The organism is Alishewanella sp. HL-SH05, assembly GCF_052655985.1.
Window position 1 is genome coordinate 1,651,695 of the sequence record NZ_CP199753.1, and the last position, 25,608, is coordinate 1,677,302.

At 43.4% G+C, this 25,608-nt stretch carries 25 protein-coding genes; 15 read left to right on the forward strand and 10 right to left on the reverse strand.

From position 1 onward, the window contains the following. Positions 1-259: 259 nt before the first annotated feature. The 3 genes from ACUJFL_RS07540 to ACUJFL_RS07550 form a co-directional block, all read right to left on the reverse strand. Positions 260-697: an OsmC family protein gene (locus ACUJFL_RS07540; protein ID WP_445428892.1), complete on the reverse strand. Its 438-nt coding sequence runs from the start codon at positions 695-697 to the stop codon at positions 260-262. A 115-nt stretch (positions 698-812) separates the two neighbouring features. Then, positions 813-1,850, reverse strand: coding sequence for a glycosyltransferase family protein (locus ACUJFL_RS07545; protein WP_445428893.1), 1,038 nt, complete (start codon positions 1,848-1,850; stop codon positions 813-815). A 13-nt stretch (positions 1,851-1,863) separates the two neighbouring features. Beyond that, positions 1,864-2,400, reverse strand: a complete 537-nt coding sequence (locus ACUJFL_RS07550; RefSeq protein ID WP_445428894.1) for a phosphatase PAP2 family protein — start codon at positions 2,398-2,400, stop codon at positions 1,864-1,866. A 218-nt stretch (positions 2,401-2,618) separates the two neighbouring features. Here ACUJFL_RS07550 and rmuC point away from each other — a divergent pair, with 218 nt between their 5' ends. Both rmuC and ACUJFL_RS07560 read left to right on the forward strand, forming a co-directional pair. After that, positions 2,619-4,451, forward strand: a complete 1,833-nt coding sequence (gene rmuC / locus ACUJFL_RS07555; RefSeq protein WP_445428895.1) for a DNA recombination protein RmuC — start codon at positions 2,619-2,621, stop codon at positions 4,449-4,451. Between the two features lie 238 nt (positions 4,452-4,689). Beyond that, on the forward strand, positions 4,690-5,007 hold the full coding sequence (locus ACUJFL_RS07560) for a hypothetical protein (RefSeq protein ID WP_226750901.1): 318 nt from the start codon (positions 4,690-4,692) through the stop codon (positions 5,005-5,007). A gap of 123 nt (positions 5,008-5,130) precedes the next feature. Here ACUJFL_RS07560 and ACUJFL_RS07565 read toward each other — a convergent pair whose 3' ends face one another. Continuing rightward, positions 5,131-6,513, reverse strand: a complete 1,383-nt coding sequence (locus tag ACUJFL_RS07565; RefSeq protein ID WP_445428896.1) for a histidine kinase dimerization/phospho-acceptor domain-containing protein — start codon at positions 6,511-6,513, stop codon at positions 5,131-5,133. Positions 6,514-6,725: 212 nt separating this feature from the next. Next, positions 6,726-7,433: a phosphatase PAP2 family protein gene (locus ACUJFL_RS07570; RefSeq protein WP_445428897.1), complete on the reverse strand. Its 708-nt coding sequence runs from the start codon at positions 7,431-7,433 to the stop codon at positions 6,726-6,728. Between the two features lie 275 nt (positions 7,434-7,708). Between ACUJFL_RS07570 and ACUJFL_RS07575 the strand changes: the two genes are divergently transcribed. The 8 genes from ACUJFL_RS07575 (at position 7,709) to ACUJFL_RS07610 (ending at position 14,742) form a co-directional block, all read left to right on the forward strand. Next, positions 7,709-7,870, forward strand: a complete 162-nt coding sequence (locus ACUJFL_RS07575; RefSeq protein ID WP_445426601.1) for a DUF1840 family protein — start codon at positions 7,709-7,711, stop codon at positions 7,868-7,870. 254 nt (positions 7,871-8,124) lie between these two features. Then, on the forward strand, positions 8,125-8,334 hold the full coding sequence (locus ACUJFL_RS07580) for a cold-shock protein (protein ID WP_226750905.1): 210 nt from the start codon (positions 8,125-8,127) through the stop codon (positions 8,332-8,334). A 223-nt stretch (positions 8,335-8,557) separates the two neighbouring features. Continuing rightward, the gene (locus tag ACUJFL_RS07585; RefSeq protein ID WP_445428898.1) at positions 8,558-9,250 is read left to right on the forward strand and encodes an alpha/beta fold hydrolase; all 693 of its coding nucleotides are present in this window, start codon (positions 8,558-8,560) and stop codon (positions 9,248-9,250) included. Positions 9,251-9,683: 433 nt separating this feature from the next. Beyond that, entirely contained in the window at positions 9,684-10,214 is a 531-nt protein-coding gene (locus tag ACUJFL_RS07590; RefSeq protein ID WP_445428899.1) for a Csu type fimbrial protein, read from the forward strand. Positions 10,215-10,279: 65 nt separating this feature from the next. Then, positions 10,280-10,786: a Csu type fimbrial protein gene (locus ACUJFL_RS07595; RefSeq protein WP_445428900.1), complete on the forward strand. Its 507-nt coding sequence runs from the start codon at positions 10,280-10,282 to the stop codon at positions 10,784-10,786. 11 nt (positions 10,787-10,797) lie between these two features. Beyond that, complete coding sequence (locus ACUJFL_RS07600; RefSeq protein WP_445428901.1) at positions 10,798-11,532, forward strand: fimbrial biogenesis chaperone; 735 nt, start codon at positions 10,798-10,800, stop codon at positions 11,530-11,532. A 2-nt stretch (positions 11,533-11,534) separates the two neighbouring features. After that, positions 11,535-13,817, forward strand: a complete 2,283-nt coding sequence (locus ACUJFL_RS07605; protein WP_445428902.1) for a fimbria/pilus outer membrane usher protein — start codon at positions 11,535-11,537, stop codon at positions 13,815-13,817. Position 13,818: 1 nt separating this feature from the next. After that, a complete protein-coding gene (locus ACUJFL_RS07610) occupies positions 13,819-14,742 on the forward strand; it encodes a spore coat protein U domain-containing protein (protein WP_445428903.1) in 924 nt (307 codons plus the stop codon). Positions 14,743-14,832: 90 nt separating this feature from the next. On the opposite strand, the gene ACUJFL_RS07615 is transcribed toward ACUJFL_RS07610, so the two are convergent. From ACUJFL_RS07615 to ACUJFL_RS07625, 3 genes are all read right to left on the reverse strand, one after another. Then, on the reverse strand, positions 14,833-16,245 hold the full coding sequence (locus tag ACUJFL_RS07615; protein ID WP_445428904.1) for a sigma-54-dependent transcriptional regulator: 1,413 nt from the start codon (positions 16,243-16,245) through the stop codon (positions 14,833-14,835). Beyond that, a complete protein-coding gene (locus tag ACUJFL_RS07620) occupies positions 16,238-16,627 on the reverse strand; it encodes an Hpt domain-containing protein (protein WP_445428905.1) in 390 nt (129 codons plus the stop codon). The genes ACUJFL_RS07615 and ACUJFL_RS07620 overlap by 8 nt, the downstream gene beginning before the upstream one ends. Before the next feature lie 122 nt (positions 16,628-16,749). Next, on the reverse strand, positions 16,750-17,559 hold the full coding sequence (locus tag ACUJFL_RS07625; protein ID WP_445428906.1) for a putative bifunctional diguanylate cyclase/phosphodiesterase: 810 nt from the start codon (positions 17,557-17,559) through the stop codon (positions 16,750-16,752). Between the two features lie 636 nt (positions 17,560-18,195). On the opposite strand from ACUJFL_RS07625, the gene ACUJFL_RS07630 reads away from it, so the two are divergent. Then, positions 18,196-20,628: a response regulator gene (locus ACUJFL_RS07630; protein WP_445428907.1), complete on the forward strand. Its 2,433-nt coding sequence runs from the start codon at positions 18,196-18,198 to the stop codon at positions 20,626-20,628. A 782-nt stretch (positions 20,629-21,410) separates the two neighbouring features. On the opposite strand, the gene ACUJFL_RS07635 is transcribed toward ACUJFL_RS07630, so the two are convergent. Further along, entirely contained in the window at positions 21,411-21,686 is a 276-nt protein-coding gene (locus ACUJFL_RS07635) for a DUF2846 domain-containing protein (protein WP_445428908.1), read from the reverse strand. A gap of 159 nt (positions 21,687-21,845) precedes the next feature. Here ACUJFL_RS07635 and ACUJFL_RS07640 point away from each other — a divergent pair, with 159 nt between their 5' ends. Then, complete coding sequence (locus tag ACUJFL_RS07640; protein ID WP_445428909.1) at positions 21,846-22,703, forward strand: bile acid:sodium symporter family protein; 858 nt, start codon at positions 21,846-21,848, stop codon at positions 22,701-22,703. Here ACUJFL_RS07640 and ACUJFL_RS07645 read toward each other — a convergent pair. Then, positions 22,700-23,527, reverse strand: coding sequence for a TlpA family protein disulfide reductase (locus ACUJFL_RS07645; RefSeq protein ID WP_445428910.1), 828 nt, complete (start codon positions 23,525-23,527; stop codon positions 22,700-22,702). The two genes, ACUJFL_RS07640 and ACUJFL_RS07645, sit on opposite strands and share 4 nt — an antisense overlap. A gap of 432 nt (positions 23,528-23,959) precedes the next feature. On the opposite strand from ACUJFL_RS07645, the gene ACUJFL_RS07650 reads away from it, so the two are divergent. From ACUJFL_RS07650 to ACUJFL_RS07660, 3 genes are all read left to right on the forward strand, one after another. Beyond that, positions 23,960-24,544, forward strand: a complete 585-nt coding sequence (locus ACUJFL_RS07650; protein ID WP_445428911.1) for a demethoxyubiquinone hydroxylase family protein — start codon at positions 23,960-23,962, stop codon at positions 24,542-24,544. Positions 24,545-24,725: 181 nt separating this feature from the next. Beyond that, the gene (locus ACUJFL_RS07655) at positions 24,726-25,091 is read left to right on the forward strand and encodes a hypothetical protein (protein ID WP_445428912.1); all 366 of its coding nucleotides are present in this window, start codon (positions 24,726-24,728) and stop codon (positions 25,089-25,091) included. Between the two features lie 19 nt (positions 25,092-25,110). Continuing rightward, complete coding sequence (locus ACUJFL_RS07660; protein ID WP_226752272.1) at positions 25,111-25,302, forward strand: hypothetical protein; 192 nt, start codon at positions 25,111-25,113, stop codon at positions 25,300-25,302. The last annotated feature ends 306 nt before the right edge of the window (positions 25,303-25,608 follow it).

Consider the following 25,608-nt stretch of genomic DNA (forward strand, 5'->3'; position numbering starts at 1 on the left):
AGAAGTGATTGAAAACCATCCAATATTTAGCATAATGCCGAAAATAGCCAGTAATTCTTTGACAGTATAGCCTGTATTCGCGCTAAATGTCGGTATTAGTTTTGCTGTTAAAGTTATTGTTAAAAACAACGATCGCGAATGTGCGTGCCTAAGTAAATCGTGACATCAATCAATTTTTTATGAGCTTTTGCAGCACGAAGCAGTGAAAAAGTAAGCGGCCACCGAAGCTCAGCGACAGGTGGCCATAAAGTGGCTATTTCTAAGCTAAACTATGCACTACAATCGTGCTGTGGGTTAAATTGTCATGCAATGGGCAACGTTGACAGATTTCATCTAAAAACTGTTGTTTTTGTTCATCGGTTAAATCGGCATCGATCACGGCACTGATGCGGATCTCCGTAAAACCCACTCGAACATCAGTGGTTTTGCCAAGCAAGCCGGCAGGATTGTAATCACCATCCACTTTTACTTGCATGCTGCGCAAGGTGATTTTTTGTTGAAAGGCCGCGATCCGACCAATGGTGCCGATACAGGCTCCCACAGTAAATAACAACATTTGCAACGGCGTAGGGCCCAAGCCAGTACCTTTAGCGGCAACCGGTTGGTCGATAACAACCGTGTGCCCATCCATGACACCGCTAATGGCAAAGCCCGCATCCATGTTGGCATTAACAGAAACCGTTCTAAGTTCACTCATTGGTATTGCCCTTAAATTAGTATTTTATTAGATTAAGCTAATCTTAGCAGCAAACTGGCTAGGCCACCTGTTCTAGATCAACTTTTATGCGGGTTTAAGCTAAGTATCACCGCGTCTATTCGTTCTGTTGCCAAGCTTGGCGTACAACATCTGATACGGGGCGAACACAGCCTTGTTTAAGCCATTGCGCTACAGCGGGCAGGGGATCAGGGAAAGCATAAGGTTGAGCAGCTTCTTGTTGTAACCAAGTAACTAAGACGTTGGCCGTAAAGTCAGAGAACACACTTGCTTTGGCCATATTTGCTAAGGTATAGGCATTATAGGCTTGTTCGATTTGCCCCTTTAATGGCTTGATCAGCAGTTTTTTACCAGCTCGCAGAGCTTCGCTGCATAGGCCAAAACCACTGTTACAAATAACACCGCTAGCGTGGTGTAAATCAAGCGGAAAAGCTTGTCGAGAGAATGGCAGTAGTTTGACATTTTCATCTTGGTAAGGCGCCTTAATGTCGGTGTAGAGCTTAAATTGCCAAACTGGGTGTTGCTTTAGCCAAGCTAAAACTTGTGCAAGTTGTTCAAAAGGTAAATACACCAGGATAAAGGGTTCAAAGCTAGAAAAGTTAGCAGGCTGATTAAAAACGGCCGGTGCAGACAATAATGGCGGCAGCAGATCCGAATAATCAGGTTGCCAATGCACACCTAGATAGTGTTGAGCAGGTGCAAAAACACTGACAGCGGCTTTTAACCAGCTTACCGACTGCTTGCCCGCCAGCGGATGACGCAAAGCATACTGCCGAGCTAAACCCACTGATAAAATACCTTGGCGCTTGGCTGCCCAGGCGCTCACCGGCTCAAAGTCCGTTAGCACCAGATCGTAAGCGCTAACATCGAGCTGACGTACATCTTTTATAAACTGCAGAGGCTTTAATTGGCCTAACGTGCTTAACGGCTGTACCTTGCCATTACGGCTACTAAAGGTAAAGCCGTTAGCCCAGGCATAGTCTTTAAACATCGCCATATCAAACAGTTGTGCTTCAGAGCGGCCACTGAATAAAAAGTCTACCTCGATGCCTTGTTGCTGTAATGCCGGTAACAAGGCACGCGCACGGGTGATATGTCCATTTCCGGTTGCCTGCACTCCATAGAGTATTTTCATCGGGTTTAGTGTCTTATGCTATAACAAGCTGGCTGCCCAGCAGCAGTAGGGCAATAGCCGAGCCTAACGCTGCACCGGCAAGTATGTCTGTTAGGTAATGCACACCTAAAAGCACTCTGGATAGGCCAATGCCACTTGCCAGCAATAAATAATAGGGTGTAAACGCTGGATAAAAGGCGGCCAGCAACCAAGCAAACAGAAAGGCTGCAGCAGTGTGGCCAGAGGGAAAGCTAAAACGATCAGAGGGACGAATGGCCGGTGTCCAACCATGCTGGGCGGCACCGCGAGGGCGTTCGCGCTGAATGACATTTTTTAGTAACAAGTACAGGGGTAACTCGATGGCAAAAGCCAGTAAGCAGCTTTGAAAAAACAGCTGACCTTGGTGTTGCTCAAACTGCCAAATTAATAACGCACAAATTAAATACAAGGGGCCATCGCCACAGCGAGATAAGGCTAAGCTGAGCTTCTTTATCGATGGCATTTGGCCAACCAAGTTAACGCGAAAGAACAGTTGATTATCTAATAAACTTAATTTTTGTCGTGTATTCATCTGTTTTATCTCTGGCGAAATCTGCAGCTATTACAGGTGCTGCAGATGACACTAAGGTGAAAACCAAATGAAGCCTTTATGACAGCTTGAACGCAAAGGCGTGCTGGTGACTGTTTTGCCCGACATATTTTAACGGCGAAGCTGCATTTACAGTGTGATTGCTTTATAGTTTGATGGTATTAGGATCTTCGACAAGCCCTGAATTTTAAGGATAAATCATGCTTTCTTTGCAGTGGACACCCGAGTTGGTTGTTGTTTTGAGCACAAGTGCGTTTGTGTTAGTGTTAATCAGTTTTTTAGTAGCAAAAACTCTTTTTGCTCGAAAAAATGCGGAATTAGCCACGCAATTAATGAATCAGCGCACTGCACAGGAGCAACTTCATGCTCAGCATCAGCAGCTGCAAAGCCTGCTTAAACAACAAGAATTAGCTGCCCACCAACAGGAATTAACGCAAAGCCGGTTACACGCGCAATTACAGCATGCCGAACAGAACGAAAAACGGATAACTAGCGAGGCGAGTGAGCAAAAACAACAGCTTAGCTTATTGCGTGCAGATCTTGATAAGCTAAGACAAGTTTTACATAACAGCGAAAAACAGCTTGAAGCGGCACAGGCAGAGGGCCGGGCACAGCGTGAAATGGCCACAGAGTTACGTCAGCGGTTAATGCACACTCAGCAAGAATTACAAGAGGAGCGAGAGCGAGTCAGTGTGTTAAAAGCCGAGTTATCACTAGAAGGCAAAAAAGCCAAAGCGGCAGAAGTGGCCGAGCAAGAAACGCGTTTGCAGTTACAAGACATGAAAGCCAGCTTGAGCCAAGCCGCCGACAAGCATGACGTACTGCAACAGCAATTAAACCAATTAAATCGGGCTTATACGCAATTGCAAACCGAGCAAGCTGAACGCGAAGCCAGCCATGCGCGTGAGGTTGCCAATTTTACGGCACAAAAACATAGCCTTGCAGAGCAATTTAAAGTGTTGTCGAACGATATTTTAGAAGCGAAAACCAAATCTTTGCAGGAGAGCAGTAAGCTGTCATTAAGTGCGGTGATGAGTCCGTTTCAACAATCGATTGATAGCTTTAAAAAAGAAGTGCAAGAAATTCATCATCGTGAAACCACACAGCAAGGTGAATTACGCAAAGAGCTCGCCTCATTAAAAGAGCTAAATCAGAAAATTACCACCGAAGCCCATGAGCTTTCGACCGCGTTACGTGGTCAGAAAAAACTGCAAGGTAATTGGGGGGAGTTGGTATTAGAGAATGTGTTGGATCGCTCTGGCTTGCAGCTAGGTACCGATTACAAACGAGAAGTGAGTTTCAGCACCAGTGAAGGGCGGCAGCGACCTGATGCGGTGGTCTATTTACCGCAGGGTAAACACCTTATTATTGATGCCAAAGTATCACTGAATGCTTATACCCGCTATGTGAACAGTGTGGATGATATTGAGCGGGCACAAGCCTTAAAAGAGCACGTTAGCGCAGTTGCTAGCCGCATTAAAGAACTGGCTGATCGCGATTACTACAAGTTACCGGGTCTGAATTCACCCGAAATGGTGTTTATGTTTATTCCGATAGAGTCAGCTTTTGTTGAGGCGTTAAAAGCAGACGAAAGCTTATTTCAGCAGGCTATCGAAAACAATGTGCTGGTCGCGACACCGACCACCTTATTAACCAGCTTGAACATTGTGCGTCAGCTGTGGCGCTATGAAGATCAAAACAAACATACGGCGGCGCTGGCGAGTAAAGCTGAGGCCGTATTTAAAAAGCTGAATACTTTTTTAAGCAGTTTTGAAAAGATTAAAAAAGGCTTAGATACCGCAACTGAGGCCTACAGCACCGCTGAAAATCAACTGGTCAGTGGCAAAGGTAACTTGGTGAAACAGGTGGGTGAGTTTAAAAATCTTGCTCCGGCGATAAAAGCTGAACTGCCCAGTTATTTTGTTGAAAAAGCCGCGTTAGAAATTGATTTTATCACCCCCGACACCGCGGGCGAGGCACCTCAAGCCACGCTATTATGTGATGAAACGGTAGTTGAGTTTTCAAACTCATAAACCGGCGCTATTGCCGGCGATAATCGGGTGTAGCGCTATAAGGCTAAACCCGCCCTAACGTGTTAACAGGCATGCAGAGTAAAGCAGTTGCGACATGATTATTCTGTTTGCCTAGCAGCCCTACAACTGGGCTAAGCCAACAAAGCAAAACCACTTCGCTAAACCAACTGGGCTTGTAAAGCCGGCTGACTCAGGCTATAACCAGCCAATAATGTTATGAGCTGTGTGGAGTATCAACATGAGCAAATTTTTAAGCCTGATTTTTATCTGTTTAACGTTTCAAAGCATCGCTTCTGAGGCGCAACCCGCAAAACAGCAGAATGATGAACGCATCCAAATGATGATCGTCGCCAAAGCGACGGGGATGTGTGATGCCCTTAGCCAAATTATTACGTTTCAACAAACCCATAAAATGCCGGGTTCTGATCAATTCGTGATCCGCTTTCTGAATGACGAAGCCGCACGGTTAAACAAAAGCTTAGATGATTATATGGCGCAATGTGCTGCGGTATCTGAGCAATACCATCGCTACATGAATGAACTGGGATTTCGTTAGTCGATAACCAGGCCCTTAGCACGGTTGGCTGAGGGCTTAATTAATCTGATTGCAGCAGATAAACCGTTTTCGCTGCTAAGCGTTGTTGGTTAGCTTCTGCTAGGGCTATTAAGCCTTGGTAGATCACTCTTTAAGAGGGAACGTTAACGTCACGTTAAAGTTATCCGCCGCAAGCTGATAGCTAATATTGGCGTGATGTAACTCGACAATCCGCATCACAATAGATAAACCTAGCCCACTGCCGTTGATAGATTGATGTTTCGGATCGCGATAAAAACGCTCACCCATGCGGTTAACATCGGGTTTAATTTGCGATGGGTTGATGATAGAAATAACCAATGCATTGTCGTCATTTTTAGCGGCCGTTACGCTAACTTGCTGCTCCGGCTCTGCATATTTAGCTGCATTTTCGAGTAAATTTTTAAATACAATACTCAGTAAAAACGGTTCGCCGTAAATATTCAATGCGGGGTCCACAGTAAGCTGCCATTCTGTGCTTTCTAAAAGCGTTAGCGGTAATGCGGATAAGCTGTTGTTCAACAGTTGCGTCAGCGGCATGTTACTACACGCGGTATCGGCAATCCGCTCTACGCGGCTAAGCTGTAATAATTGATTCACCAGATGAGTCATTTTCTTACTGCCAAGTAAGATCGACTCTGCCGCTTGTTTGATTTCTTCGGGTGTTTTCGCATCTAATAAGTTGGTACAGTGCAACTGCAAAATGCTGAGTGGGGTTCTCAATTCGTGCGCGGCGTCAGCGGTAAAACGCTTTTCTTGATGTAAAAAATGGGCAACGCGATGGATCAACTGATTAATCGCCAGCTTAATCGGTTGTAACTCGGCCGGTTGTGCCAAGGTAATTTCGGTTAATTGTTCAGGCGATTTGGCCGCCACTAGCCGTGCGAGTTGTTTTAATGGTAATAACACCCATTTAATGACAATGTAAATTAGAATACTTAAAGGCAGTAGCAACACTAAAATGGGTCTAATTTGCGCTAAGGCAAGATGACCACTGATTTCTTCGCGCACATCTTCTCGCTGCGCCGTCACTACCCAGGTATCTTGCTCCGGTAAATACAACACAAAGCTGATCCATAATTCATCTTGATAAAACAATTCATGGAAACCTTCGTTTTTAACCAAAGGCGGAAAGCTTAAGGTATTTTCCGATTCCATCAGCAATTTGTCATGTTGCCAAACCTGAAAGGCTAGCTTGCGTTCATATTTATGGGCGGAATATTGCCGTTGTTGCGCGGCGGTTTGGTTTTCGCCGCTGTCGATAATGTTGGGTACGGCGATGATGATAGGTAACGCGGTGTCTTCAAACGAAATGTTATGCAACAAGGCACTTACCAAGCGAGCATTTCGCGCTAATTGGGCATCATAAATCTCATCTAACTCATGCAGCGCATTATTGTAAGAAATATAAGCGGTGATACTTAAACTGACAAAAATAATGCTGTTGATCACCAACAACAACCAAAATTTAATACTGTTAAACTGCATAACGACGCTTCAACATAGAGCCTACACCATTGATAGTGATAAATAAGAAGGCAGGTTTTTACTGCACAAAAGTAGTTGCTGTAATTGCTTTGGTTAGATGCGTTTTGGGCTAATTAAGCATGGCTGTTTCAGCCTGATAACGCAATGTTTTCGTTCAATCTTTCCACGTTTTGTTAAGGCCAACCGCAGCATGTTAACCTCAGGGTGTTAAGTTAGCTTGTATGAGCAACCCATGAGGTTTCGGTTTTAAAAAAGAGCATAAAGCAAAATCGAGAACAGCCCAGACAAAGTAGTAGAGTGGTTAAATCATGCGACAAAAAGTGAGCCCCACGTAATTGCTGCGCCATACCCAAAACACTGCCCGCCACTAGCCCTAGGGCTAAGCCAGAATAACGCCACGTTGGTGCGGTTTTTTCAAAGAAAAAATACAATGCCACCCAGGCAAAACCGACACTGGCATGGCCCGCAGGAAAACAACGGTGGTAGGGTAAAAAAGACGGTTTTATTTGCAAGTAATGTATATAAGGCTCGCTGCCACCAAAGGCCAATAAATCCCAAGGACAGGCTACGTTGGTGATGGTTTTAAGGTAGGCGACAATAAAAAAAGAGGTCGCCAAAGATAGGCTCAACGCAGCGTAAGCCCGCGCTTTGGTTGGATAACGTGTTGCTTGTAAACCGTAATATAAGGTGGTGAGTAGCACAGCCAAAACCAGAATATAATTCAGGCTTCTGGCACCCTCATGCAAAACGGTTTGGGTGAGCCAGTGTTCGCGTAATAGCCATTGCTGCCCTTCCAGCGAATACAAAAAACGGGCAAACCATAAATCACCACCGGCATAATCCAATACCGCCATGATGACGGCATAAGCTACGAGTAGCCCAAGCATAGTGCGATTTAAGAAAAACTGACGAACCAACATACTATCTCTCACCCTATATAGTCGAACAAAGGCTATTTACGTAGCGCTAAACCGAAGTGACATGCTTTGGCAATTAAACCCATCGCCGCGTTAAACCAAATTAGCATGCCACTGCGTTAATAAGCGCAAATACAAACTGAGCATTAACGGCAAAAGTGCTACTTAGCAGACATTATCGTGATGTTTTCTTAAGTAAGGCTTAATTTAAGCCCAGCGCTGATGACTTGAATGCGACTGTTTAAAGGGCGTTAAGGGGCATTTTTTTAATAACTGAATTGGCAAATGGCAAAACATGTAACAAGCTGGCTGCGATTACCAAAGACGAGGTCACACCTGTGCCACTGGCCACTCGAGCAAAGCCTCTATTGAAATTGTTGGCGGCGGTAAAGCAGGCTAATACTTATGTCATGTGGCAGGCTGAAGGCCAAGCTTGTTAAATTCTCTAGTCGTGGGCTTTAATCTTTATTTACAACCGATTTAAAATTTATTTTTATTTTTTTATAGAATATGCTTTGACAGCCCATTTAAAAGCTATACACTACGCAGGCTTTATCAGCTTGTTCATTTTTTATGCAAACCTTGAATGTTACTACCGTTAGTATCCCTTCCTGTATTCATAAGCTTAAACATCTCTTGCAGCATTATCGCCTTAACTAAGGCACATTTAATTTAATTAATACAGGTAACTCTTATGTCTACTCCAACTACCGGCATCGTAAAATGGTTTAACGAAGCGAAAGGCTTTGGTTTTATTGAACAGGCTTCAGGCCCAGATGTGTTTGCACACTTCAGCGAAATCTTAAACACAGGCTTTAAAACCTTGCAAGAAGGTCAGCGCGTGCAGTTCACTGTAACAGCCGGCCAAAAAGGCCCACAAGCTTCAAAAATCGCTGTAATGTAATGGCTTAACGCCGTACCTAAGCCAACAAGCTTTGGTTGTAGCGAGGGTTACAATACTAAAAGGTCACTGCCATGCAGCGGCCTTTTTTGCTTTTAGGGCTTTAGCTATCGGTCGGTAGATTGTACAGGGCCGCAGGCTTTGCTTCGATGAGCAACACTAAAGTGTTATGGTGAATATTTCAGCAACTGTTTAGCTTGATGGTGAAAACAACCAGGAGTTAAACATGTATAACAAAAAAACACTGATGGCTTTGTTACTGTTGATGTTCAGCCAAGCGGTAAATGCGGCTTGTGTTGATGCCGTTGTGCTTGTGCACGGCAATACGGCGACCCCCGCCAGTTGGGATAACACTTATACCTACTTACTCAGTAAAGGCTACACCAGCAGTGATATTTACCGACCTAATTGGGGATCGAAAACCTGTGCGGCTTGTAATGACCATAATGGCACCGAGGAAACACCGGTTAGAAATGCTTTGGTGACGGCGTTAAATCAGTCTTGCACCGGTAAAATTGATGTGATTGGCCATTCTATGGGCGCGACCTTGGCCGCTCAGCAAATTGATAAATTGGCCATCGCCTCGCAAGTAAACAGTTTTGTGGGTATAGCGGGGGCTTTTCGGGGCTTATTAAGCTGTGGTGTGTATCCTTACAATGTATGGAATAGTACCTGCGGCAGCAAGGGGTTATCGGTTTCCAGCCCGTTTTTAGATAGCATTTATGGTACGCGCTTTGGTAATAAGGTGTATTCCATTAAAAGCTATATTGATCAGGTGGTTTGCTCTACCGGCAGTTGCTTAGTGTATGGCATACATAGCAGCAGTATCTGGGGTGAAAACGCCACTTACAACTATAATTTGGGGCATTTTGGCTTACAAACGGACACTGCCGCTCAGCAATATATATTGATTAAATAACAACCATTCTAACTTTAATCAAAGCGCCTATTACGGTGCCGCCCATCGGCGTTGCTTAAAAACGCGTTACCATAGAGAAAGCCGGCCTGGTTGCAGCCATAGCCGGCAAGCTTAAGTGTCCCGTAGCAAGTAATTGAAACGATGCCAGTTGCCATAACTAAAATACTTTGATGACAATAAAACGTGCTGGTGCGGTAACTAAGTAGTCATTCTTTTAATCCAATACAGCAATCAAATATCAATTTGCATTTTGCTAATCAATGATTTGCAAAATGCGAAAAAATCCAGTCACCCTATATTTCTTAAAAATAAAAATAAAAATAAAAATAAAAATATAAAAATCAATAGCATGCTGTTTTTTTGTGTTGGCGCAATACCTGCATAATAACATCTTAGAATAACGTAACTGATTTACAAAACGATGAGGTGGCTTATGAAAACGAACAAATTAGTTTTAATTTCTAGTGCTATTGTTGCAGTTATGACTTCTGCAGCCTCTGCAAGTGAACTACGTGGCGATGTAGATGTGTTACTGGAAATCGGTCAAGGTTGTGCAATAAACGGTATTGCAGCTGCAGGTGTGAATAAATTCGGTACTGTTGATTTTGGTGAGCAAAGCAATTTGGCGCTGTTTATTGATGCTGAATCGACAAGATCTGGCAGCGCAGGTGGTCTGGAGCTTACTTGCAATACTAGTTTGGCTTATGCCGTTTCATTAGATGATGGCTTGAATGCCCTAGCTGGTCAGCGTCGTGTTTCTCGAGGTGGTTTAGACTATGTCCAATACGAGCTTTACCAGGACGCGGCTCGGTCTGTGCGCTGGGGGCAAGGCCCAGAGGCTAGAGCATTAACGGGCACCGGCGCTGCGCAAGCGTTAACCATATATGGTCGTGTGTTAGCCGGGCAGGCCACGCCAGCAGCTGGCAATTATGTCGATACTGTTCGAATGACCATCGCATGGTGATCTCACATATTCTATGCTAAGGCACTGACTAGGTACCTCTCTTCATTGCTCTGAGGAGAAATATCATGAACGGGAAAAGATTTGTCGTTTTCTTAAGCATGTTTACCGGCTTTCTTTATGGAGAGCAGGCCCAAGATGTAAGTGAGATCAGTATTCAAATAGCACAGGGCTGTGTGTTGGATAACGGTAGTGGAGGTCATGCTTTTGGTACGATTAACTTTGGCGAGCATAGCAACCTGTTAAACGGAGTTAACGCCATATCTTCTATTGGTAATGGTTCTATAGGGTTTCGATGCTCTCCCAATCTTAGTTTTAGAGTGGAGCTGGGTAATGGCCAAAATGCTACGGGCAGTAATCGACAACTCTTAAACTCAACAACCAACCAATTAATACCTTACCAGCTGTTTCAGGATGCAGCCAGAAGCCTAGTATGGGATAGCAATAATGCCGTTACGGGTACCGCCAACGGAAAGCAACAATGGCTGACTATTTATGGCGCAATATCTCCTCAGGCATCGACCCCATCTGCGGGTCAATACCGAGATAGCGTTGAAGTACTCTTAGTTTTTTGAGGAGAAGCATCATGAAAATTATGCCTATTGTAATCATCTGCCTGATGACGTTAATGACCCGCGTTGGCCATGCTGCAGAGCTTTTGATCTCTCCTGTTAATATTGATATTCCACCTGGTGAAAAATCAGCACTACTGACGCTACAAAACAACAGTAATAAAACCATAAAAATTCAAGTGAGAGTTAGGCCCTGGGATTGGGATAATGAAATCAATCAACCCAGAAATGTAGTGGTAAGTCCGTCATCGTTAAATATTCAGCCTGGAAAGCAGCAGGTAGTGAGAGTTGTCAACGTTGGGCCGGAAAGTACTCTTGACAGAGAGCAGCTTTATCGGGTGATTTTAGACGAGATCCCAGATTTAGAGCAGCCCGCAGAAAAGGGTTTGGTGTTAAGGGTAAGATACGCACTGCCACTGTTTATTGGCGGGCCTGATTTATCGACCAGTCGCATTAACGATTTTGAAAAATTGAAAAGCCTTTGGCAACAGTTCATAAGTTACAGATACGACGCAGAAACGAGACAATTAGTGTTTAACAATCGTGCAACCGGGCATGCAAGAATATCAAAAGTAAAACTGATCGATGCCGAAGGCAGAGAGAGTGCAATATTCGCTGGTCTACTTGGTTACGTATTAGCAAACAGTGAATCTGCTTTTGCAGTGGCAGCTTTACCGCTAACTGAAGAAATGAAATTGTATGCTGAAGTTAATGGTATCACGCTAGAGATCCCTGCTGACGGGAGATAAAAATGCGAAAGCTGATATCTGTAACATCGCTTCTAGGCTTGATATTTTGTTCGACACTTCGTGCTGAAACCTTATTCTTAGACGTCTTTTTAAATGGCGTTAAAGTTAAAGAACTAGTGCAATTCGAGCATGATCAAACGCATTTTTGGAGCGATGACAATATCCTGCAAACGACAAGTTTGGCTGAATATGCTACGGGGCTGAGTGGTCGAATCGATTATTGTGCGCTTAATGCAATTCAGTGTGAATATGACGTTTATACCCAGCGGTTATACTTAACCGCTGAATTAGGGTTGTTTCCAGCACAGCGTATTTCCTCCATTACCAAGAACAATCTATTACCCACTAAATCATCCGGTGCATTGCTGAACTATGACGCCTATCTTCGCGATTTTAGTGGTGGCGTACAAACGTTAGACTTGCTTCAGCAATGGCGTGGTTTTGGCAATTATGGCATTGTTGAGACGACAGCGAACTATCGGCATTACTTCGGTAATGACGCCCAGAGTGGCACTAATCAGGGGTTGGTTCGTTACGATAGCTTTTGGCAATACAATGATGAAACCAATATGCGTTTTTGGCGTGTGGGTGACTTGGTAAGTGGTTCAAGTGGCTGGGCCCGTCAAGTTAGAATGGGGGGAGTGAAGTTTTCACGTCGTTTCGAGTTAGACCCCCAATTTGTGCGCTATCCCTATCCTGAATTTGTAGGCAGTGCCGTATTGCCCTCTGATGTAGAGATTTTTATTAACAGCTCAAAGCTCTATGCCGGACAGGTTGCACCCGGGCCTTTCATCCTAGATAGTGAACCCACCATAACGGGTTTGGCAACGGCCACGATTGTGACTACCGATATAACAGGACAAGCTGTAAGCCGTGAAGTGGAGTTTTACATAGCACCCGATTTACTGCGAAAAGGCGTGCTTGACTATGACTTCAACCTTGGCGTTTTACGTCAAAACTTTGGTCTGCGTTCTTTTGACTATGGTAGTAGTGCCATTGGAATAGCAGATTTAAGATACGGTTTGTCGGATACCATAACCCTAGGAGGGCATGCAGAGGTTGGTGCTGGTATTTACAATCTAGGTGGTGGCACAGACTTTAACCTAGCAAATCTTGGCGTAATTTCACTTGCGACAGCTTATGGTAAAAATGAGCAACATGGCGGTTGGTTAGGCTTATTCGGTTATCGTTTTCAAGCGCGAAACTGGGGTGTTGCCTTTAAATATAAACAGCAGCAACAAACCTATCAAGATATTGGTAGCACGCAACTGGTGCTGCAGAATAAACGAGAAATCCAGCTGAACGCGGCTTACTCGTTCAATAATGGCGTTTCGATGGGCGCGGGATACTTTGCCTTAAAGCCTTTTGACGGGCAGAGCCGTCGTCTGCTCTCAATATTTTATAACCAGTCGTTTGAAACGGCTTCGCTGTCTGCCTCATTAAACTGGGATGCTGAGCTATCATCAAAAAGTTTCGGTATAAATTTATCATTTCCATTAGGGAATCGATACCGAGCTAACACTAATGTGCAAAATGATACCAAGGGTAAGATGAACGCACTCGTTTCTGTCAATCAAGCGCGAGTGGGTAATCAAGGATTGCGCTGGGCCGCAAGCGCGGTGGTTGGATCGGGTGACTACTCCGTTAGTGGTGGCTGGAAAGGCAGAGCAGCAGAGTATTCAGGTGGTATCTACGATCGAGGCGATAGCAAAGGTTATTTTGCTCAAGCCTCTGGTGCGGTTGTTTGGACTGAAAACACCATACTTTTAGGCAATCGAATTGCAGATTCGTTTGCTATCGTTTCAACCGGCGGTTTAGCGAATGTGCCAGTGGTAGTAGAAAACCAGTTGGTCGGTGAATCAGATAGTAACGGGTTATTACTGGTAACAGGCCTGGCCTCATATAATCCCGTCAATATAAGTATTAATACAAAACCGTTACCGCTCGATACTAATGTCGTCAATGATCGTGTCACGATTATGACCGCCTCAGGTCATGGCGCTAAGGTTAATTTCGAGCTTTATCAAACATATGCCGCGTTAGTGATTGTGCATGATAAAAAGGGTAAACCTATACCGGTAGGCAGCATTGCAACAATAAATAATGAAGATTCACCTTACTTTGTGGGCTGGGATGGCGAGTTGTATTTAGAGAGATTGCAAAGTACCAATACAGTAACCCTAAAAAACGGAACATTTAGTTGCGTTATTTCGTTCAACTATAAGGTTATCCAAAATGATATTCCGGTATTAGGGCCTTATGTCTGCGATGCAAAGGAGAATTAACATGTCTACCAAATACGCGTTAATAGGATTAGTTTTCTTCGTGTTGGCCAGCTTTAAACTTCACGCCGGTTGTACAGTGGGTGGTAATTCATCCCAAAACTTGGGTAGCTTCTCATCATCACAAATAGCAACAGCCACTCTATCAACACGTTTTAGCTCGAACTTTAGTTGCAGTGGTTTTGTTAACTTACTCGACTTCAGCCGTATCGATGCCACATTAGTGGCAGCCAGCTTTGAGTTAACAAGTGCCAATGTTGATGCTATTCCTTATGTATTGTATACGGATGCAGCCAGAACCACGCCTTTTGTACTCAACAGCACGGTGAATTTTGGGTCATTTAATCTCTTAGATTTATTAGGTTTGTTTGGTGACGATGGCACAATCCCAATCTATTTTGATACTGCTGTGGCTAATGTTTCGGTAGGCACTTACACCGATAGCATTGCTATATTGTGGGAATGGGATTATTGCTCTGGTATTGGCTTATTGGGTATTTGTATCGGCCGTGATACCGGCAGTACAACGATAATTATCAATGTGCAACTGACTGTTACGGGTAGCTGCAGTATTCAAACAACCGATGTGTCGCTTGGTAGCCTCTCTTATCTAGGCAATGTGAGCAGTGCCATTTTGCCTTTAGATATTAACTGCACAAAGCAATTAAGTTATCAGTATTACGTCGATGGCGGAGATAACTTCGCAAACGGTCAACGCAATATGGTGTTCAATGCCGAGGCCATTCCTTACGTTATAAAGACTACAGATGGAAATACTGTTGTTGGGCCGGGTATTGCTCAGAGTATTGCCGGACTTGGTAGTGGTCAGGTACAAGGTTTTCAGTTGCTAGTGTCAACCATTGCTGATGACAGATTCCCGCTGCCCGGTTTGTATCGTGATCAGGTCAGAGTGATTGTTGAATTCTAATAGTGCCGAGTTACATAGAATATGATGGTGGGTTGATAGAATGAAAAACAACCTATATCGAATGACAAAAGCTTTAAATAGTTGAAAGCACTAATTATCAGTTTGTTCCCAGGATTTTATTTTGCGATAAATTGTCGAAGCACTTACACCAAGATAAGCAGCAGCAAGCGGTATGTTGCCATCACAACACGCTATGGCCGATAGAATAGTATTTTTTTCGACAATCCATAATGGCACAATATCATGGTGCGAAGACGCGGCATATGACGGGCTTTTTTTGATATTATTTATCGGCGCATTGTTTAAAGGGGCGTGTTGAACGTGCCCAAAATCGCTTGGTAGCATTGAAGGCGAGACAACAATACTATCATGCATAACCACGATATTTTCAATGGTATTTTGTAACTCGCGGATATTGCCAGGCCAGTCATAATTTAAGAAAAACTGCTCAACCTCTGGTGATAATTGTTGAAACGCTTTACTGTTCTCCGCTGATTTACTCTGTAAAAAATGTTTTGCTAATAACAGAATGTCATTAGTACGCTCACGCAGCGGTGGTAGTTTTATCGGTATCACATTGAGTCGGTAGTATAGATCCTCTCTAAACCTGCCTTCTCCTACCTCAGCTGACGGATTGCGATTTGTGGCACAGACAATTCGTACATCGCTTTGTTGTAATTCATTGCTACCCACTTTACAAAACGTACCGGTTTGCAAAAAACGTAATAATTTAGCTTGTAAAGCAAACTCCATTTCACAGATTTCATCTAAAAAGAGTGTTCCGCCATTTGCCACTTCTACGGCACCCTTTCGTTCGGTAAGGGCACCACTAAAAGCCCCTCTAACATGACCAAAAAATTCTGACTCAAACAGTTCTGCAGGTATTGCTGCGCAGTTTATGGCAATAAAAGGCTCTTGTCTGCGGGCTCCGGCGTTGTGTAACGTTTGTGCGCACACTTCTTTGCCTGTGCCACTTTCACCGGTAATAAATACGCTAGCTTTGCTGCGTGAAGCACTGATTAATAATCTAAACACCGTTTGCATAGCTAATGATTCGCCGATGAAATCTTGTTTAGGCAAAGATGCCATTTCAGTTTTATGGCACGTTGTTACTAGGTCTTTTATTGTTTGTTTATTTGCATTGATTACAGCTGCGACCAAGCGCGCGGCGGAAAACGGTTTTTCGATAAAATCAAACCCACCTAAACGCATTGCTTCAACAGCGATATCAATAGAGCTGTTTGACGTAATAATTACGACCTGTGCGGATTTACTTTGTTTTTTTACAAACTGCAAAACCTCCAGCCCGCTAATATCGGGTAGATTTACATCCTGAACAATAACGTCAGGCATGGACTTTTTAATTGCAGCTAAGGCTGAATAACCATCAAAAAAATGTTGAGTCGTAAAACCCGCTTTTTCTAACTGTCTGCAGTAAAGGGCTCCACTAGAATGACTGTCTTCAACCACATAGACAAGAGTGTTGTTGTTAACGTTAGTCATCAAAACCTTTCCTTTTATTTTCATCTTTGAAGTGAGCTTGATAACGGAACAATGTTTGCTGAGCAATGTTGACTAAGTCGTCTGAGCGTTGCACAAGTTCTGTTGTTGTATTCGATGTGTCTTCATGTATTTCACTAGCGATCCATGCCAGCCTAGCGGCACCGTATAAAGCAGCTGAATTTTTCAAAATATGTACGGCGTCAATAACGTCTGATACCTGCTGCTGTTCAATGGCTAAGCTGATTTTTTGCAGCAACTGTTCAAGCTCATGGATAAACAGTAAAGAAAGCTGCTGGCAGGTATCCGCTCCAACATCATTCGACATTGTTTGAATAACACTTTCGTCAAGCAGGGGAAGGATTAATAGCTGGTCACTGGTCATAAGCTAGCCTGTAATGTTTATCGTCGGGTCTGAACAGCTAAAAAACACTTAAAACAACTGTGAATGGTGAACTTTCACTTTAGTTTGCACATTGCATCGCAAATTGCAAATAAGCCACGGTATTAAAGTGCCCACTGCTCCAAGTTGTAACTAAGTGTATTAGGCTTGCCCAGTAAATATCCTTGTACGACATCACAGCCAAGTTGGCTGAGTATTTGCAGTTGGTTTTCTGTCTCGACACCCTCTGCAATGATAAACAAGCCTAGTCGCTGTGCCATAGCAATCACAGCACTGCACAACGTGAAGTCATCATTATTATTGTCGATCCCATCTACAAAACTGCGGTCGATTTTCAGGCCGTCAATATTAAATTGACGTAACAAGCTTAACGACGCAAATCCCGTTCCAAAATCGTCTAGCCATATTTGAACGCCTTCACGTTTAAATGCATCAAAAATATTGGCAATTTTTTGTGGGTTATTTATCAGAGCAGTTTCTGTAAGTTCAAGCTTAATGGCAGACGGCGGTATCGAAAATGTGTGCAACAGTGACATAATCTGTTCAAATATATCGCTATTTAATAATTGTACCGGCGAGACATTTAATGACAAACAAATATCACTTAAACCATGATTTAACATGCATTTTAGATCTAACAAGGCTTTTTGAAAAATCCAGTTGCCCAGTTCCAGTATTTGCCCAGATTGCTCGGCACACGGAATGAAATCGGCAGGTGAAATAACACCAAATTTTGGTGATTGACAGCGTACCAATGATTCAAAGCCTATGATTTTACCAGTATTAACTGAGATCAAAGGTTGATACACCATACTAAAATGTTGATTTTTTAATGCGTGGCTTATTATTTTTCTGATGTTATTCCAGTCTGATTTTTCACCGTCTTGAAAAAATACGATTTGCTGAACTGGCATGGTTGTGAGCTCCGGGATAGTTTAAAACGGCTTTTCTTGTAATTAGCATTTAACAGGCCAATATTTATAAACTAGTCTTTAAATATTGATATACCTTCGCGGCTCAGTGTAATGAGCAATCGTTTTCAGTAATTGGCGTTTATCTACCGGATTTGCGAGATATTCATCTATGCTAGGTATAGCAATGCGATTTACTACACTTGCGATGGAATTATCTGTTATGGCATACCATTGGTATGCGCTAGTGCATTGTTGTTGACTGCGAATCGCTTTTTAGCGCTAATTTAGTCCACTTTGGGCATGTAAATAACGTCATAAATTACGGTGCTGGCAGCTTGGATAGTCTTATAAGGCTCAAAGTTATTAATATTTATTCACTGCGGCCAGTAATTTATCCTTATGTAAAGAACGAGGCAATTTTAAGCGTATTTTGTTTTACCCGTGGCGCTAAATTTTTATTTAACTGCGATGTAACAGCGTTATTCATGATGCTCTAAACTATAGTTCAGCTTAAGTTTGCCAAGAAAATAGCCGTTTCAGCATGCTTTATTGGTGCAGTAATGGCTTAATTGGTGGTTTCTGTACTGTGCCCTCAATATCTATGTTTTGCCTTGGTAATGAAAAGCAGGAAATTTGATGACAACAATAATTGGATTAATGAGCCTGTTTTCCGTTTTGATGCTTTTTTTAGGGTTTGCTATTGGGCGGCAAAGGCACACATCAACTCTTCACGTGGCTGATAACTGTTCTAAATCTATAACAGCTATTCAGAATGCGTTACTGCAATCGAATCTTTCCGCCATTGTGGTAATTGACGAAGATGACAAAATTCTTGAGTTTAACCCTAGCGCTGAAATGTTGTTTAAGCGACAACGGCAAAAGGTATTGGGGTTGACTATGGCTGAACTTATTATGCCAGAGCGTTACCGGCAGCAGCATTGTGCCGGTATGAAACATTACCTTGAAACTGGCATGGGGCCGGTTCTTAAAAAACGAATTGAAGTGCGGGCGTTAAATGCACAGGGTGATGAATTTTCAATAGAGATGGAAATCACGCCGATTGACAGTGCCAACGGTACTATTTTTGTTGCGGTAATAAATGACATTACCGAGCGTGAGCATAGCAGAAAAAAAATTGTTGATGCCTTAGCACAAGCAGAGGAAGCAAATAAGGCTAAATCTCTTTTTTTAACCTCTGTTAGCCATGAAATTCGCACACCGCTTCATGCCGTACTTAGCCTTATTGAGTGCTTGCAGTACACCGCACTTAGTGATCTACAGCTGGAATATGTTTCTACGGCACAGCAGGCTGGAGACAGATTACTGAATATGGTGAATGACATACTTGAACTTGGCCAGATTGAATCAGGCAAACGCGAAGTTCATTTTTCATGGTGTCGTCCCAAAGCATTACTTGAGCAGCAGCTCGACGTTTACCGACAAAGCCTGGCTGAAAAAGGCTTAGAGCTTTATTTAATTGAAGCTCAAAACGGCCCGAAGCTGATTAGTACAGACGTTTCTATGCTGCAGCAAATTTTGAGTAACTTACTAAGTAACGCGTGCAAATACACGGAATCCGGTGGTGTAACCGTGCACAGTTGGTGTCAGGAAGAAACTCTTTACGGCAAGCCGGAACGATGGTGGTGTTGTGACGTGATTGATACCAGCATAAGTTTAACCGAGGAGCAAATGAAATCTCTATTTCAAGAGTTTACTCGGTTCCATCAGGATGGTTCGTCATCTGGCTCTGGCGTCGGGTTAATGATAAGTCGTTTGCTGGCAGAGCAGTTGGGTGGATCCTTAAGCGTGCATAGCAACAAAGAGACTGGCACAACGTTTAGATTATCATTACCGATAGCGCATGTTCGACCAAAACGGCAGTTTAAACAGTTACAGCAATTGATCGTTTTTCTCTACTCAGACAACCCAAGGTGGTTAAATTGTATAATGCAGCAATTGGTCAATTTGGGGGTGACGCAACAAGAAATTGTTACTGCAGATACATTTGGCCTTCTGCCAGATGACGCAATTGTTATTGTTGATACCCAAAAAGGCGCTACGCCACTGCCATTTAATCCGTTAGATTTAAGTGCAGAACAGCAGCTTCTCAGAATTATCAGTGCCGGAGATGACTACTCAGCGGCCTTGGCTGCATGCCCAAGACATTTTGCATTTATAAATCAACCTTACCGGCGCCAGGATATCATTGTGGCACTCAGAGCCGCGCAATGGCAGCGCAGCTTGACATTTAATTCTGTGCGAATGAATTCACCTCAAATTATGTTGTCACCGCCACAAACTCGTCAGGCGTTTCATATTCTGTTGGTTGACGATAGTGAAGTAAATCGTATGACTATCAAGACTTTTCTTGGATTAGAGGGGATGCGGGTAACTGAAGCGTCAAATGGTCGGGAGGCAATAAATGCAGTTCGGGACACAACATTCGACCTGATCCTGATGGATATGCGGATGCCAGTTATGGATGGTATTGAAGCGGCGCAGCTTATCCGTAGTGAGCAACTTGCAACGGGGACCCCGATAATAGCATTAACTGCTCATGTGCAAGAAACAGAAAAACAACGTTGTTTGGAAGCGGGGATGCAAGATTTTCTGACCAAGCCTATTGGAAAATCTATGTTGATTAAGCGGTTACTGAACTGGTTGCCCAAGCATCTTAACGCCAGCGACAGTCAAGTAATTACAGACAGTGTGGATGATACGTCCACAAAATTGTTTGACGAAAAGCTACTTATGAAATTAAAACAAGATTTACCGCCGGCAAAGTTTAAGCATTTACTAGAAGTGTTTTTGTCAGAGATGGAGAAAAGCGTTTCTCAGATAAACAGCCTCCTCAATCAGCAAAATTTTAGCCAGATTGAGATCTTGGTTCATGCAATTAAAAGCAGTGCGAATATGTTTGGCGCTATACAAATGTCAAACTTGGCGCTAAGCATTGAAACGGCTTGTCAGGAACAACAGCTAGCAAGGGTAGCGGAATACTGTGCTCTAATGGACGATATTCGTCAACAAACAGAAATAGAGTTTAAACGCTTTGGGTTTGTTCGCTGAGCATAACACTTTTCAGCCTCGTCAAAACTTGGTTTGTCGCGTCTAGATCGTTAGGTGGCGTCTCAGGTATTTCAAGCGTGCACAGACGCGAGCGCTGTAGCGGGTGAAAAGTCATGCTGCAACTACTCATGTTTGCATTATGTTTGCGGGCACTTGATTTTTAAAAGCTGAAAACAAAAACGCCACCCGTAAGGTGGCGTTTTCATTAGAATTTTTGGTGCGTCCTAGTGGACTCGAACCACCGACCCCTGCCATGTCAAGACATGTAAACTAGTTATAGCTAAGCTCATCTAACTGCCTTGAATGTAGTTTATTCTAATAAAAACAAATGTTTAAATTTTAATGGTGGGAAAGTTAAACACGGTTTACATGTATTTTTTAGTTTTTAGCGATGATTTTGGTCACTAAAACTTTAAAAACTTATCGTGTCCAAAATGAGGTTTTTTTGCGGTTAGGTTTCTAACTGTAACTTTTGATGAGTTAACAATTGCCGTTTAAGGTCGGTGAAGTGGTTATGATGATCTGTACCTGAGCCCATTAATAAAAAACAATATCGCAAAAGTGCCTTTTAAGGCGTTTAAGCTTTTAATATTGCCAACACTGAATCTAAATTAGGTACTTTAAATTGATTAAGTGAAGCGAGTTAAAAGGAAATCGTTAAGAACAAAAGTGCTGCTTCGAGTATATTGCTATGCTTAAATCGCACTTAACTTCTTATTTATGGTGTTTCATTATGAGCTGCATTTACCTTTTTTGGCCATGCCGAGTTTAGCTATGTCCTTTTACCCTCTTGCTTCATCAACCATCTTAAGACCGGCACCACCAACAAACATACCCGGTCTGATAAACTGTAGAACATAATAGTTTTTGCCACTTTCTGTTTTCAAAGTAAGCGTATTAGGAGAAAACTCTGACTCAGTAGCGATTTGGTGCTCGCGATCCGCGTCAACTTCTTTATAGAAAAATATATCCGGAGCAGTTTCACCAATACATTCACCGTTTATCCAAACATCCTTTTTCAGTGCCCCACCAAGGCTGCCTTTTCTATGAACATACAATCCTGCTCCTGGCTATCTTAGCCCAGAGTGTTTTGAATTGAAGAACAGTGCTTAGTGAAGTGTTCACTGTTGCTGTTACGGATCAGTTTGCATCAGCCTTTCAACTTGCACCAAAACAGGTTAGCTTATCAGCCACTGTATTAATTTGATGTGGCGGCTATGTTTGAAACACTCACTCAGATAGGTTTATCCATTGCGCTAATTATGATTATGACTGGTGTGGGCATGAGCCTGAGACTGGAAAATTTTAAACAAGTAGCGCACCAGCCTAAAGCATTTTTTATCGGCGCAATGGCACAACTGTTATTATTGCCATTGCTTGCTGTTGGCATTATTAGCCTGTTTCAATTACAAGGTGAGCTGGCCGTTGGCCTGTTTATTTTGGCTCTTTGCCCCGGCGGTACTACGTCTAATTTGTATAGCTATTTATCAAAAGCCGACGTTGGCTTATCCGTGTCGTTAACCGCGTTGGTGGGCTTTATTACGCCTTTTATCCTACCCTTTCTTGCTGCCTGGGCAATGCAACACTACCTGAGAGCCGACAGTGTATTGCAATTACCGCTATTAAAAACTTGGCTAACACTGCTAATTGTTGGCGTGATGCCGGTAGTAATAGGTATGCTGATCAAAGCGCGCTTTACGCATTTTGCTGAGTGGGCACAGCCGCAGATCAGCCGTTTTTCCGTGTTGGTACTGCTGTTATTAATTATCAGTATTGCCATAGATTTAGGTGACACCCTTTTGCATTACCTGTGGTTAAGTGGCCCGGCAGCATTGGCGCTAAATGTATTGTCTATGGCAATGGGTTACGCGCTGGGTCGTTGGCTATTGCATAGCGAACAACAGGCACGAACCATTTGCTTGGAAGTAGGATTACAAAACGGCACTTTGGCACTACTGATTACCACTGGCATCCTGCAAAGTTCTGCCATGTCGATTGCCCCCAGCATATACAGTTTATTGATGTTTGCCAGTGCTAGTTTATTTACCTGGTGGGCATTAAAACGGGCGGCTTAATTAACAGTTCGCCCATGATCACTTGAATTGGCTTTATCAATACCTAGCTGTAATACCGCATGGGATAACGCACCAAAATGGGCATCAACTAACTGACCATCGGCACTAAAAAACAGGGTTGCAGGTACCCCCTGCGCACCATAACGGCTTGCAACATCGCCAAGAGGGTCTAATAAGACATGGGAAAAAGTAAGCTGATGCTGTCGTAAATACTGTTGAACTGTGTCGCGGTTTTCTTGCAGGTTTACCAACATAAAACGCACAGCCGGATTTTGATGCTCTGCTTTTAATAACAATGGCATTTCACGGTGACAAGGTGGGCACCAGCTGGCCCAAAGATTAATCACTACCGGTTTACCCTGAGCCAGCTCTGGTAATGCCACGGTATATCCGAGTACAGTTTCGAGTCGAATATCGGCCAGCACCTGATGTTGCTGCTGAACATGTATCCAGGCAGAGCCAACAGCAAAACTGCCTGCGCTGGCAATAACACCGGCCAGCATGGCCTTTTTTAGTGACGGTGATCGTTTTATCTGCAATAGCGTTAGCACCGCCGTGGCTAACAAAACTGCACTAACATCTACACCACGGTCACGAAAATCTAGCATCTGCCAAATGCTGCTATAACTGTCAGCAAAACGAAGAATAAAGATTACACGGCCAAATACTAAGGCGCCAAATAACACCAGTAATAACGGGTCAGTTGCACTACGGTTATTTGCTTTGCTAAGCCAACGGGCCACCAGTAAACCGGCAGAAACACTTAACAGCAACAACAGTACCGGCACTGGTAAAGATATTGGCCCAATTGAGATGCTTAACATTAACAGGTTTGTTTTCCGATTGAATTAAAACTAACGTTGAGTATATCGTTTATTGAACTGAAATAACGCTAAGCCGCGTAATTGTGCTGAACTTAAACAGCCAAGGTTTAAGCAGCGGTTTGGTGGTCTCGTGATACAGTCGCGTTAATGTGCTTATGCTTTTGTTGAATGTTCAGTTTATAACCTCACAGAACTTACCATTGCTTTTCTGAATTCCAGTCATGATGGTTGATCTTATCTCCTCCCTCGCGCATAAAAATCAATAACGATGAGTCGCTCCAGTAAACAAGTGTGTAATTGCATCCGCGATATCGCGTTTATAAGCTGCAAAAGGGGTCTCGTGATTGAAGCAAGGCAAAAAGAGTTAGCGTTTAGTAATGGTAACTCGGGATCATCCAAAATGCGGATAATCTAAACTTGGGAAGTTATTCATTGGGCAAAATTGTAAACATGGGTGAAGTGGGTATGGAAAAAGTCTCGATATTGCGTTTACCTAGGCATATTCGGTCCGAGCTGCGCGCCAGTCACGCTGGCGAGTTTGGGGCAGTCTGGATTTATCGCGGTATTCTGTGCGCGAATTTAATTCGTCAAGACGCGCAGATAAAATCATTTGCTTTGCAGCACTTGGCCACTGAAAAGTCCCATCTGGCAGGTTTTGAAGCTAATATCCAAATGTATCGCGGTAGTTTGTTGCTGTTTCTCTGGGGGATAGCGGGCTTTGTTACCGGTGCTCTGCCAACGCTCTTGGGAAGAAACTGGATGTTCTATACTATTTTTTGCGTTGAGTCTTTTGTAGATGAACATTATCGCGAACAGCTTAAATTATTTGAGCATGAATGCAATCCATTCGTCAGGGAATTTTCTCAGCAGATGGCGGCGTTTCATGCGGATGAAACAGAGCATCGAGATGAAGCTCTGCGCGCAATGACAAAACAAGCGGGTAAAGCAATGCGTGGTTGGGGCCGTTTGATTGCCTACGGTTCTCAATGCGCGGTGAAAGCCGCCAGACTTATTTAGGCCGAAACATGGGTAAAGTGTCTCGTGAAAGAGCATCAAAGGCCTGCGGTATCTGTGAGTCAATGGCTCATAGCGTGTTATACCGAGTGCAGGCTATGCAAAGTCAGATTTGGGTCTTGATCTGTAAACAGTGTCAAGAGCGGCTGAAGCAAACCAGTGAAGGTTATCACTATGGCGGTACGTGGAAGCAAAAGAAGCGAAATTGATACCCATGCTAAAAAACAAAACCATCAATCACACTCGCGAGCAATGGGTAGATCAGTACCGCTATTTAACTCAGTTTATTATGCCCAAAGAAGCGCTTGATAAACGACACGATTGGCCGATTAAGCACGACCATTGTTTTCAACGCGTTGTGCTTGATAATGTCTGCAACGGCGCTTGGTATGACTACATTAAGCAACCTGCATATCGGCATTTAAGTGCTGCGCAGGCGCAGGCTGCCGTCAAGCTATGTGAAGACATTCTTGCAGGTGAAGTGGATTTACATTGCTTAAATAAACGGTCTTTGAGATGGAGACAAAAGCAAAGCAGCTTTGCCTTTTAGTGATGAGAACGACGAGAATATGAGTAAAAGAACCTCCCCTAGAGATGCTAAGCACGTGATCACGGCCGACGATGTGGATGACATTGTGTCTGACAAACGCAGCAACTGGCGAGCAAGCGCTGCAAAAGCACGACGCCGGCAGAGACGTTACAAGCGTATGCTTACGCAAGAGTTATTACTAGATGCACAAGCCGACTTATCCAAAACCTAAGCAAGTTGTAATGTCATACAATGATGCATCTTTGCACAATCGTTTTGAGGCGTCGCGCTAGCATCGCAGACAAGGAGGAAGGGCGGCAGAATTGATACTTCTTGTGCTGAACAAAAATCGAATTGGCTATGTGTAATGCAAACTCAGCACACCACACATCACCTGCGCCAGCGGTGACAATCTCTTTATCCAAATTAACTATTTCACAATGAAAAACGGAATGACTTGGCACAGTACCAACATTTCTGGATACCATAGCTTATAAGGGGAATAATAAAAAATGATCTGTACGGTCTGCTACTCTGT

Bases quoted from the DNA above. Each gene is read 5' to 3' on its own strand.
- ACUJFL_RS07640 (WP_445428909.1), top strand. From the start codon at position 21,846: ATGTTTGAAACACTCACTCAGATAGGTTTATCCATTGCGCTAATTATG.
- rmuC (WP_445428895.1), top strand. From the start codon at position 2,619: ATGCTTTCTTTGCAGTGGACACCCGAGTTGGTTGTTGTTTTGAGCACA.
- ACUJFL_RS07545 (WP_445428893.1), bottom strand. From the start codon at position 1,850: ATGAAAATACTCTATGGAGTGCAGGCAACCGGAAATGGACATATCACC.
- ACUJFL_RS07660 (WP_226752272.1), top strand. From the start codon at position 25,111: ATGAGTAAAAGAACCTCCCCTAGAGATGCTAAGCACGTGATCACGGCC.
- ACUJFL_RS07615 (WP_445428904.1), bottom strand. From the start codon at position 16,245: ATGACTAACGTTAACAACAACACTCTTGTCTATGTGGTTGAAGACAGT.
- ACUJFL_RS07600 (WP_445428901.1), top strand. From the start codon at position 10,798: ATGAAAATTATGCCTATTGTAATCATCTGCCTGATGACGTTAATGACC.
- ACUJFL_RS07585 (WP_445428898.1), top strand. From the start codon at position 8,558: ATGTATAACAAAAAAACACTGATGGCTTTGTTACTGTTGATGTTCAGC.
- ACUJFL_RS07550 (WP_445428894.1), bottom strand. From the start codon at position 2,400: ATGAATACACGACAAAAATTAAGTTTATTAGATAATCAACTGTTCTTT.
- ACUJFL_RS07560 (WP_226750901.1), top strand. From the start codon at position 4,690: ATGAGCAAATTTTTAAGCCTGATTTTTATCTGTTTAACGTTTCAAAGC.
- ACUJFL_RS07610 (WP_445428903.1), top strand. From the start codon at position 13,819: ATGTCTACCAAATACGCGTTAATAGGATTAGTTTTCTTCGTGTTGGCC.
- ACUJFL_RS07590 (WP_445428899.1), top strand. From the start codon at position 9,684: ATGAAAACGAACAAATTAGTTTTAATTTCTAGTGCTATTGTTGCAGTT.
- ACUJFL_RS07540 (WP_445428892.1), bottom strand. From the start codon at position 697: ATGAGTGAACTTAGAACGGTTTCTGTTAATGCCAACATGGATGCGGGC.
- ACUJFL_RS07605 (WP_445428902.1), top strand. From the start codon at position 11,535: ATGCGAAAGCTGATATCTGTAACATCGCTTCTAGGCTTGATATTTTGT.
- ACUJFL_RS07620 (WP_445428905.1), bottom strand. From the start codon at position 16,627: ATGACCAGTGACCAGCTATTAATCCTTCCCCTGCTTGACGAAAGTGTT.
- ACUJFL_RS07625 (WP_445428906.1), bottom strand. From the start codon at position 17,559: ATGCCAGTTCAGCAAATCGTATTTTTTCAAGACGGTGAAAAATCAGAC.
- ACUJFL_RS07630 (WP_445428907.1), top strand. From the start codon at position 18,196: ATGACAACAATAATTGGATTAATGAGCCTGTTTTCCGTTTTGATGCTT.
- ACUJFL_RS07580 (WP_226750905.1), top strand. From the start codon at position 8,125: ATGTCTACTCCAACTACCGGCATCGTAAAATGGTTTAACGAAGCGAAA.
- ACUJFL_RS07570 (WP_445428897.1), bottom strand. From the start codon at position 7,433: ATGTTGGTTCGTCAGTTTTTCTTAAATCGCACTATGCTTGGGCTACTC.
- ACUJFL_RS07565 (WP_445428896.1), bottom strand. From the start codon at position 6,513: ATGCAGTTTAACAGTATTAAATTTTGGTTGTTGTTGGTGATCAACAGC.
- ACUJFL_RS07595 (WP_445428900.1), top strand. From the start codon at position 10,280: ATGAACGGGAAAAGATTTGTCGTTTTCTTAAGCATGTTTACCGGCTTT.
- ACUJFL_RS07645 (WP_445428910.1), bottom strand. From the start codon at position 23,527: ATGTTAAGCATCTCAATTGGGCCAATATCTTTACCAGTGCCGGTACTG.